The sequence below is a fragment of the Methylomonas sp. Kb3 genome, from assembly GCF_002834115.1.
GTDB lineage: Bacteria > Pseudomonadota > Gammaproteobacteria > Methylococcales > Methylomonadaceae > Methylomonas > Methylomonas defluvii.
This window is the reverse complement of record NZ_PIZT01000030.1, coordinates 1-9,287: the sequence shown is the minus strand read 5'-3', so window position 1 is coordinate 9,287 and position 9,287 is coordinate 1. Positions and strand designations below refer to the sequence as shown.

At 52.1% G+C, this 9,287-nt stretch carries 9 protein-coding genes; 8 read left to right on the top strand and 1 reads right to left on the bottom strand.

Annotated elements, in window-relative coordinates; translation table 11 throughout:
• From CWO84_RS24440 to CWO84_RS14615, 4 genes are all read left to right on the top strand, one after another.
• A partial coding sequence (locus tag CWO84_RS24440) for a hypothetical protein (RefSeq protein WP_165786335.1) occupies positions 1–568 on the top strand: 568 nt, incomplete at its 5' end.
• Between the two features lie 124 nt (positions 569–692).
• The gene (locus CWO84_RS14625; RefSeq protein WP_101053440.1) at positions 693–1,883 is read left to right on the top strand and encodes a DUF3150 domain-containing protein; all 1,191 of its coding nucleotides are present in this window, start codon (positions 693–695) and stop codon (positions 1,881–1,883) included.
• An 85-nt stretch (positions 1,884–1,968) separates the two neighbouring features.
• The gene (locus CWO84_RS14620; protein WP_101053438.1) at positions 1,969–3,789 is read left to right on the top strand and encodes a VWA domain-containing protein; all 1,821 of its coding nucleotides are present in this window, start codon (positions 1,969–1,971) and stop codon (positions 3,787–3,789) included.
• 520 nt (positions 3,790–4,309) lie between these two features.
• Positions 4,310–4,846: a hypothetical protein gene (locus tag CWO84_RS14615; protein WP_033158742.1), complete on the top strand. Its 537-nt coding sequence runs from the start codon at positions 4,310–4,312 to the stop codon at positions 4,844–4,846.
• On the opposite strand, the gene CWO84_RS14610 is transcribed toward CWO84_RS14615, so the two are convergent.
• Positions 4,824–5,201, bottom strand: coding sequence for a hypothetical protein (locus CWO84_RS14610; RefSeq protein WP_033158743.1), 378 nt, complete (start codon positions 5,199–5,201; stop codon positions 4,824–4,826). The genes CWO84_RS14615 and CWO84_RS14610 overlap by 23 nt on opposite strands.
• A 164-nt stretch (positions 5,202–5,365) precedes the next feature.
• On the opposite strand from CWO84_RS14610, the gene CWO84_RS14605 reads away from it, so the two are divergent.
• The 4 genes from CWO84_RS14605 to CWO84_RS24990 all read left to right on the top strand — a co-directional run.
• On the top strand, positions 5,366–6,028 hold the full coding sequence (locus CWO84_RS14605; RefSeq protein ID WP_101053444.1) for a hypothetical protein: 663 nt from the start codon (positions 5,366–5,368) through the stop codon (positions 6,026–6,028).
• A gap of 149 nt (positions 6,029–6,177) precedes the next feature.
• The gene (locus CWO84_RS14600) at positions 6,178–6,675 is read left to right on the top strand and encodes a hypothetical protein (protein WP_033158744.1); all 498 of its coding nucleotides are present in this window, start codon (positions 6,178–6,180) and stop codon (positions 6,673–6,675) included.
• 113 nt (positions 6,676–6,788) lie between these two features.
• On the top strand, positions 6,789–8,552 hold the full coding sequence (locus tag CWO84_RS14595; protein WP_101053436.1) for a DUF4942 domain-containing protein: 1,764 nt from the start codon (positions 6,789–6,791) through the stop codon (positions 8,550–8,552).
• Positions 8,553–8,686: 134 nt separating this feature from the next.
• On the top strand, positions 8,687–9,287 hold a 601-nt coding region (locus CWO84_RS24990), incomplete at its 3' end, for an ATP-binding protein (protein WP_240618062.1).

Here is a 9,287-nt window from a genome sequence, read left to right as displayed (position 1 = left end):
CTATGTGTTTGTCGGCGAAGTCGAAATCGATGCCGACGGCAACATCCGGTTACCCCGGCCCGTACCGATGGCTGATGCTTCACCTATGCCTAGTGAAAATCCGTCGGCTCCGATCAACAAACTGTATTGGCATGTCGATTGTCGCTCCGGGCGTAATACCCAGAGCGAAATGGGCATCGCACTACGGCGTTGGTTGGGCGATCTGGAAGCCTGGTCTCAGGCCCAAGGACTAACTGAAAGCGACTGGTCTGGTTGGCAACGGTTAATTGATGCCAGTCTGGGCGATGAGGCCTTTGACCTCAGCGGGCAAATTCACCTCCAACACGGGGTGTTGCCTTGGCTGTGGCTGATGGCCTTGAAGCATGCGGCATTTCCCGGCGTGTCGATGGGTATTGCCACCGAAAGCGGCCGTGATGTCTCGGCAGAGCTGAAAGCCGAAACGGAGGTCTTGGCATTATTCGACACCGACGTCGAGGCCATACGGCCTCTGGCAGAAAGCTTGGGGCTGTTGAAACCCCGGCTCGATCTGGCGTTGGCCATGGCCGATCAAACCGATCACTGGTTTTGATTCGCCGAATTTTTAACCCTTAACGCCTGTATCGAAGAGTTCGACCCAGGTATTTTTAACACTCACCCGGAAGGGGCCATTTGCCCCTATAAGGTCGATGTGCCTTCTTCCCAAGGAGGTACACATGACACAAACTCAAGTTATTCTGGATCAAGTGGTCTTGATCAAAGTTGACGCCACGATTTACGGTGCGCGTAAAAAACTCAACAAGGAAGACCTGGTATTGGCCGACGGTAGCAAATTGCCACCCGAGGATTTGGCCAGTTTGGGCTCGAAGCGATTGCTTGATCCGGATCGTCTATCGGTATTCAACCGCTTGAAAAAGGAAGCCGAACGCATTTGTTTGCGCGTTGGTACTCGGTTTCTGGGCGGGTTTATCGTACCGGTCTCGGCAGCGGCGCAGGTCACGGTGGAACTGGATCGAATCGCCCGGGACTTTGCCCTGGCAAGGGCTGAGTTTCTGGATGGCTACGATGCCGCAGTACAAGACTGGATGGTTAAACATCCGGAATTTGCCGGCATCATCGAAAAAGCCATCGATTCGGTGGCCTTGGTCGCCACCCGCTTGGCATTCGATTACCTGGTGGTATCGGTTGCGTTACCCGAACAGATGCCAATACAGGAGGTCGAACGCCTGGAAAGCAAAATCGGTTCATTGAGCGAGCAGATGTTCCATGAAATCGCGGTGGACGCCAACTTGCTGGTCGAGCAATCATTACTCGGCAAGGAACAAGTCACCCGCAACGCACTCAGGCCGATCAAACGCATCCGCGACAAGCTCGATGGTTTGAGTTTTCTGGATCATCGGGTAGCGCCACTGGTAGCGACCATCGACGACTTGCTTGGCAAGATCCCGAACCGGGGTTCGATCGAAGGTAGTCTGTTGCAGGAAATCCTCGCTACGGCGATGTTGCTGGCCGATCCGGATAAAACCCGGCGGCACGGTGAAGGATTGTTGGCGGCGCAAGCGCTCACACTAGAAACTGACGTTGATGCTGAAGAAACCCTCGATCAAGCGGAGGCCGAGCCATCTGTACTACCAGCATCAGCGCCTGTCATCGCTGTGACCGTTTCAGACAATCCGGATTTTACCAATCTGTTTGATGGCATCTTTGATGATGAACTCGAAGCGGAATTGGCATCGGATGACTGGGCGCTGGAGGTTTTGCTGGATAAGCATCAGTCTGAGCGAAAAACAGGACATGATGCCGATCAAGATCAAGCGCATGATTCGGACCAAGCGGCGGCACCGAGAACGGTGACGGCAGGCGTCGATGAGGAAGCGGACGACTCCGACCAGGACTACTGGTTCTGATCTGACGCCATTTAACTATTCACCCACTGGGGCAAAGTCATGTCCCGCTGGGGTCATGGTTTGCCCCTAATTTTTGGAGCACACCATGAAAAATAGAACCTTACACAACGCCTTCCCCATCGTGGCGGCCGCCATCGGCAATCGCTTTGGCGTCAAAGTCAGTGTCGGTGGGAATCAAGCCTATACCGATGGCAAATCCATTCAGTTGCCGGCTTATGACGGTGACGATGCGGAATATCAGGATGTGGCCTGGGGGCTGTTGGCCCACGAAGCGGCGCACATTCGTTATTCGGACTTTACGCTGCGCTACGGTAATTCAGTATTACGCCGTCGGCTTTGCAACGCGATTGAAGATGTCCGCATTGAGTATGAACTGGCCAAGGATTTTCCGGGAACTCGGCTGACGATTCGCACGGTAATTGAAAAGATGATTGCCAAAGGCGACTTTGTCGCCAGCAATATCACTGATCATCCGGCCAATATTCTGTATAGCTTCGTGTTGAAAAGCTTGCGTGCCAGGGTATTGGGTCAGTCGTCGTTACGGCCGTTGGTCGAAGAAACTGAAACCGCTTTGAAGGCAACGTTCCCCACCGGCGCTGTGACACGTTTGAAAGGCTTATTGTCCGAAGTCCCGGAGGGATTGCAATCCGAATCCGATTGCCTGCAATTGACTGATCGCATCCTGACCATGATTGAGCAGGAGTTCGAGCAACAACGGCAGCGCAATCAGACTCAGCCATCGGTTGATGAGGACACATCGTGTGAATCGGATGATACGGATCAGGCCGGTGAAACAGCTGACTTGGACAATTCGAACGCTTCGGATTCCGAGGATGATATGGAACACGATCAAGATTTACCTACGGATAATGACGACGAACAGTCTTCAGAATCCGGTGGTAACGATGATTCCAATCCGGAAAATCCTGACGATGAACCCAGTGCGCAGGCAGAAAGTTCTTCATCCAATCCGCAAGGTGATGACGAAGAGAGCACGGAGATTGCAGACCCGATGGGCGTCTTGCAAACCCTGTTGTCCGCCGGCGACGGTGACATCGAACAAGACCTGTTTGAATCCCTTAAATCAGCCTTGTCGTTGGCGGCGGAAAACGTGTCAGAACTGCTAATGCCCAGTGGCCACGAGCCACCTATGGACGATCAGGCCGGTGCGTTTTTTCTGCGTAAGGTACAAAGCGAATCGGGGAAAATCCGCGCCGCTTTACAAGGCCTGGTGCAGTCACAAACCCTCAACCGCTCGCAACATGCGTGTCGTGGACGGCGAATGGATGGTAAGCGTTTACACCGCTTACCACTCGGCGAAACCAAGGTGTTTCAGCGTAAGCAGGCCAAATCGGCGCCCAATACTGCGATTCATCTGCTACTCGATAAATCCGAAAGCATGGGTTATCAGGTGACCGATAGCCAAGGCCAACCCATCGGATCGCGTATGCCGATTGCGTTGGAAGCCACCTTGGCGCTGGCATTGGCCTTTGAAGGCATTCCGGGGGTTAATCCTGGCGTCACTGCGTTTCCCGGCATTCAAGATGACTCGGTATTTCGTCTGCTGGAGCATGGTCAACGTGTGAATGCCCGTACCGGTGCTTTTTCGCTGGCAGCCACTGGCAGTACGCCGATGACCGAAGCGATTTGGTTTGGTGCGGCGTCGCTATTAGGTTGCCGAGAACCTCGCAAAGTGTTGATGGTCATGACCGATGGTCAGCCCAACGATACCTTGAGCACGCTGGAACTGTTGCAGCGTTGCCGCGATAGTGGCATTGAAACGGTCGGTGTGGGATTGGGATTGGATGTCAGTCATCTATTCCCGATTGCGATCACCATTAACGATCTATCAGAGCTGAGAGCGCAATTGTTCGAACTCTCGAAAGCGGTGTTGTTGGCTGCCTAAGTCTCGGCCAGTCATTTATCCGTAGCCCAATCCTTGGCTTAATGCCTTGGATTGTGGCTATGGGTAGCTGATTGCAACCGTAGTTTGTCGAAGGCTATGTTCGCGTTAGTAGTTGAAAGGACATTGAAGCCGTCATCCCGGCATGGATTGCCGGGATCCAAGTCACAAGGATGTGAAGAAATCTTGCCATCCATGACTTCTGGGCCCCGGCAATCCATGCCGGGGCGACGTCAACTATTAACGCGAACATAGCCTTGTCGAATGCACTCACATCCTGGAGCCCATTCGACAAACAGACCTTTCATGCGTTCTTTTCGAAGAATGCTGAATCCGACCTTGGTCGGCGTTCCGTCATTAGGCGGCGAGCAAGGTGATCCCTTGATCGTGTCGGGTGCGTTAAGCCCGATGTAAATCGCAGTGGTGCTACCCACTGAAAATCAAAACCCGCTTCGGGCGACCATCCCCCGGCCGGGCGCTGCTCATTCGAAGTGTTTTCTTAAATCTTTAAAGGAGAACTTCAATGAACTTTATTTTCGGCGTCATCCTACTGGCTATGTTTATCCTCGCCTTGCGGGTGATTTGGGCAACAGCATTGCAACTGCTGAGCGCATTCAAACACACAGCTCAAACGTTTCACCGCTATCGTGCGCAGCGTTTGGCACGACACCGGCTACCGGTGATCATGCCCACCATCCGTCACGAGGTAGATTGGTTGGCCATGTCGGATTCCGTGCGTCAGGAAATTCATAGTCGCAACGCAGGTTCCAATCGGCAAGTTGATCGATTGGATGTGGAGTTGCAGATAAAATCCAAAACCATGGAACTGATTAAAGCCGATATTCAAATCGCCAAGTTACAACTGGAATTGGAAAAAGTCAGACCAATGGCAGCTTTAGATGAGCCGAAAGCCGGTAAACTGACAAAACGCTCGAAAAAAACTACTTCAGTGATGGATGAAGATTTATCCAAATCATCCCATCCAGTGCGTCAATTGAGGACTGCTCTCAAGTCTGGTAATGGCCTGGAGATTCAGGCTAATGAGCTTGCCCGCCATTGAAAACCGACCACTGAGCACCCGTTTGTGTTTTGAAGATACGAACGGGGTTTCTGTTGATTGGTTGATCAAATTGAGTCGGCAATAAGTTTGATGGCAACAAAGCCGAAAAATCGTGTTGGCTCTCTCGCCTGAGTTGGCGAATACGACTTAATAACGTCCAAGCGATTTCTGGATCGTCAATATCGTTCAAGACTTCCGCTTCGGCAGCGTCCAAATCAGCAAATAATTTTTTGCAGATTGGGGTGGCTTGATCGTTGGAATCCAACGGAATCGCCATCGGTTTTCGACTTGGATACGTCTCTTCCGTCTGCTTAGGACTGAGGAAATCAAAAATGCGCAAAATATCGTCAAACATGGCTATTTCTCTGCTTTTAATGAGTTTTAGTCACCATATACCGATTTTTGCGCGAATTCAACCCCGCTGCGCAAGCCGATTTTCGGCTTTATTCAGCGACTTTACCCTTGCAGGAACTTCATCCTGCCGTGTGGTCGTTCCTGCATTTTTTGGAGAACATGACCATGAAAACAATCAACCAACCCATCGTTGGCACAACCGCTGTCGAAAACAGCACGGTTCGCTATCTGAATCAGTACCGCTGTCCCTACTGCCAAACCGAATGGGAGGATGTATGGGATTGCGCCTGTAACGATCGCTGCCCGGACTGCAACAAGGAGATCGAGCCTTATGAAAGCGCATTGATCGAGGGTGAATCGGTGGAAACCGAATTGCCAGACGAAAAACCCGCCTCCGCCAATGTCACGGCGGCGGCTGTGAATCGGCTTTTCGTAGTTTCTTATGAAATCGACTATGTGCACCGGGTGTCGGTGGGTATCACCGCGGATAGTCCCGAAGCTGCACAACAGATTGCCGAGCAGGCATTCAACGATGCCACCATTTGGGATGACACAGCTAACGTGCCGCTATTATCCGACGAATACCTTGAGTCGGGAGATGAAAGTTTGGCCTGGGAATGCGTGGCCGTTGAACAATGGCCGGAACCGGATCATTCGGTTCGGCAATTGAAGAAAGAGCAAGCGGCCATGCAAGTTTGCCGCGGTTTGGTTGAAGCCTATCAACAAGGCGAAACCAACGGCGGCAGTATCGATTGGGAAAATTTAGATCAGTTAATCCCTCTGGCCTTACAAGCCTTGGGAAAGCCTGTACTGGAGATCCCATCCTGAAAAGTGCGCGCGGTGTTTAAGCGCGCAATTTGCAAAAACCTGAGTTAGCCACGTCATTCTATTCGGCACTCATTTTTGTCCATCCACACGGGAATGTCCTATTCCCGCTGGGGAATCGTGATGTTTCCGTATTTTTTGAGGACAACATCATGACACAAGTCTTTGAACACACCTTCGGCACGGGTCATTGCATCCAGTATCAGCGTTTGCCGTCCGGCACCTGTTATCACGCCGATACACCGGAACCGATGGTTGATTTGTTGGAACAACTTCGCCATAGCCGACGCAAAATTCGGGTTTATTACGGCGATACCCAAACCGGTCAGTCGTGGCTTGATGAACACGATGTCATCGGCTGGATTGGCCGTTCGACAGGCACCATCAAAGTGCCGTTATTGATCGAACCAGGTGACATCGGAGGTCCAGCGTTACTGGATCATTGTATCGTCCGTGTCGACAGTCCCCGCCAGGTACTTTACCAACATGATGATTTTCGAGTTGGCGAGGTAGAACTGGTGAAAGGCGAGCTTAACCGCTTGCCCTGGGAAATCTGGATCGACGGCAGCGTGCATGCCCGGTTCAAAGTAAAAACCGAAGCCCGGCAGTATCAGGACTTCATTCAAGGTAAGCGGTTCGCGTTGATATGACGCGCCGTTTAATTTCAACACTCGGTTAAACCGAGTCTTTCACACTACCCCTGCGGGATGATGCTATCCCGCCAGGGATAAATCGGTCGTCAGGGGCTTCTTTGGAGAAGATCATGACAGACCCCTATCAATATTACCCCACGCCAGAAGCACTGAGCCGTAAAGCCTGGGCGACGTTCAAGAACCAACAATTCACTCGGGTATTGGAGCCTTCAGCAGGCGAAGGCCATTTGCTTCGTTCAGTACCGTACCAATACGGGAAACGTTTGCCGATCGATTGCATTGAAATCGATATCCGCAAGCACGCGGTTCTGCGCGATGAAGGCTTTGCCGTGGTGGGGATGGATTTTCTGCAGTTTCAAAGCGGCAGTGTCTATTCGCACATCATCATGAATCCGCCGTTTGCCGACGGGGCCAAACACGTGTTGAAGGCTTGGGAGATTTTGTTTGACGGTGAAATCGTCGCCATCCTCAACGCCGAAACCGTGCGCAATCCGTTTTCGAAGGAACGCCAGCTGTTATTGCGTTTGATCGAGCAGCACGGCGAAGTCGAGTTTCTGCCAGAAATGTTCGCCGGCGAGGATGCCGAACGCAAAACGCCGGTCGAGGTGGCCTTGGTCTGGTTGAGGAAAACCTCAACGTTTGAGCAGGACATCCTCGGCTGTATTCTGGATGATTTGCGCCAGGATAGGCGGGAGGCCGACGATTTAGCCGGTGAGTTTCAAATGCCCAACGAGTTGGCCTTACCAAACGCCTTCATCGACAATGCGGTACTGATGTTCAATGCCGCGGTCGAAGCAGCGCGACAGGCCGTGGTCAGTGAAGCCCGTGCCAGTCGTTATCGGACCATGCTGGGCAAAACCCTCGGCGAACTAAGCGGTGGCGGTATCAGTAGTGAAGACGAGTCGTCTTCGGATGCGGTGAAGCGGACGCTGTTTAAACGCTATCACGATTTGAAGAATCGGGCCTGGGTCAGCATTTTACGCTCGACACAGGTCACGTCGCGCTTGTCGTCGGCGGCGCAAAAACGCTTGGAATCGGATTTCGAAACGGTCAAGTCTTTGGAATTTACCGTACCGAATATCTACGGCTTTTTGCAAGGCATCATCGATCAGCAAGGTGAAATTCAACTGAGCATGGTATGCGATGTATTCGATTTGATCACCCGCTATTACAGCGATAACGCGGTGTTTTACATGGGCTGGAAATCCAATGATAAACATCGCACGCTGGGTATGCGGATCAAAACCACGCGCTTCATTCTGCCGGGTCACGGCTCGAGTTCTTACCAGAATGGTTTGAACTGGGAATCGGAACGGCTGCTGGCCGACTTCGACAAGGTATTTGCCTTGCTCGACGGCAAGACCGAAGCGGAAGTAAGTTTGGTATCGGTGTTTCGGCAGCATTTTCACGCACTTCGGGTCGGCAAGCGGATTGGCGGTAGTTATTTTGACGTTCGCTATTATCCCGGCGTTGGCACCATTCACTTTTTTCCGAAAAGTAAAACCCTGATCGATCGGATGAACCGTTGGGTCGGCCGCCAGCGCCGCTGGTTGCCGCCGGTGGACATCCAAGCTGGAAAAGGTTTCTGGCATCAGTTCGAACAAGCGGAAGCGTTCGATAAGGCGTTTCACACCGAAGTGAACAAGCAGTGCAAACGCAATGGTCGAGCTATCCGATTCGATCCCTTTTGGGCTATCAAGCACGGCGGGGAGTCGGAACGGGAAAGAGGCCATGGCCTGTTGACACAAGCAATGAGCACGGTACTTGTCAGTCGGGGTATCGATCCCGATGCGGTATTGGAAAACGCCCAATCCAGCTTGCTGGAATGGGCGGGGTCTGTACCATCGGCTATTGATCTGGCTTTGGCATCGTAATCCGGTGTTATACAGGTCTTTAACTTAACCACTGGCCTAGCCAGTACTACCCGCCTCGGGGAGATGATCCGTTCTCCCCGTCGGGGTTGGACTATGTCATGTCCTTGGGGCATTTTTATACCCGGAGATAACACATGAACACACAAAACAACGAACTCGCGATGAAAGTCAACCAAGCCAACTTGGTCAAAAGTCTACGCTTCAGTTTCACCAACAAAACCACGGTCCTGGGCGAGCTGATCCAAAATGCTCGCCGGGCCAATGCGGCCATGGTGGTGATTAAATTTTGTCCTGAAACCAAAACGCTACAGGTTTTGGATGATGGCTGCGGCATCGACTCGATGGCAACACTACTAACAGTAGCCGAATCCGGCTGGAATGCGGATGTGGTTGCCCATGAGCATCCGTTCGGAATCGGCTTTTTATCGGCACTGTTTGCCTGTCGACACATCAGCGTCACCAGCAAAAGCGGTTCGATCGATGTCGAAACTGACCACATTCTGGCATTTAAGCCGGTGACGATCACACCCGTCCAAGACTGGAACGGTATTACCCGTATTACATTGCAGGATGTGGCGTTGGAGATGGGGCAAATTGCCACCACGCTGAAACGCTTGGTGCGCGGTTTTCCTATTCCCGTGCTGTTTAACGATCAATTGCTGGAACGTGCCTGCGCACTGGATAGCGGATTGACTTTTGTTGACACTGAGATTGGCGCGATTTATCTGCATGGCA

Excerpts from the sequence above, each read along its gene's own strand:
- CWO84_RS14595 (WP_101053436.1), top strand. The coding sequence starts at position 6,789 with ATGACAGACCCCTATCAATATTACCCCACGCCAGAAGCACTGAGCCGT.
- CWO84_RS14610 (WP_033158743.1), bottom strand. The coding sequence starts at position 5,201 with ATGTTTGACGATATTTTGCGCATTTTTGATTTCCTCAGTCCTAAGCAG.
- CWO84_RS14620 (WP_101053438.1), top strand. The coding sequence starts at position 1,969 with ATGAAAAATAGAACCTTACACAACGCCTTCCCCATCGTGGCGGCCGCC.
- CWO84_RS14625 (WP_101053440.1), top strand. The coding sequence starts at position 693 with ATGACACAAACTCAAGTTATTCTGGATCAAGTGGTCTTGATCAAAGTT.
- CWO84_RS14615 (WP_033158742.1), top strand. The coding sequence starts at position 4,310 with ATGAACTTTATTTTCGGCGTCATCCTACTGGCTATGTTTATCCTCGCC.
- CWO84_RS14600 (WP_033158744.1), top strand. The coding sequence starts at position 6,178 with ATGACACAAGTCTTTGAACACACCTTCGGCACGGGTCATTGCATCCAG.
- CWO84_RS14605 (WP_101053444.1), top strand. The coding sequence starts at position 5,366 with ATGAAAACAATCAACCAACCCATCGTTGGCACAACCGCTGTCGAAAAC.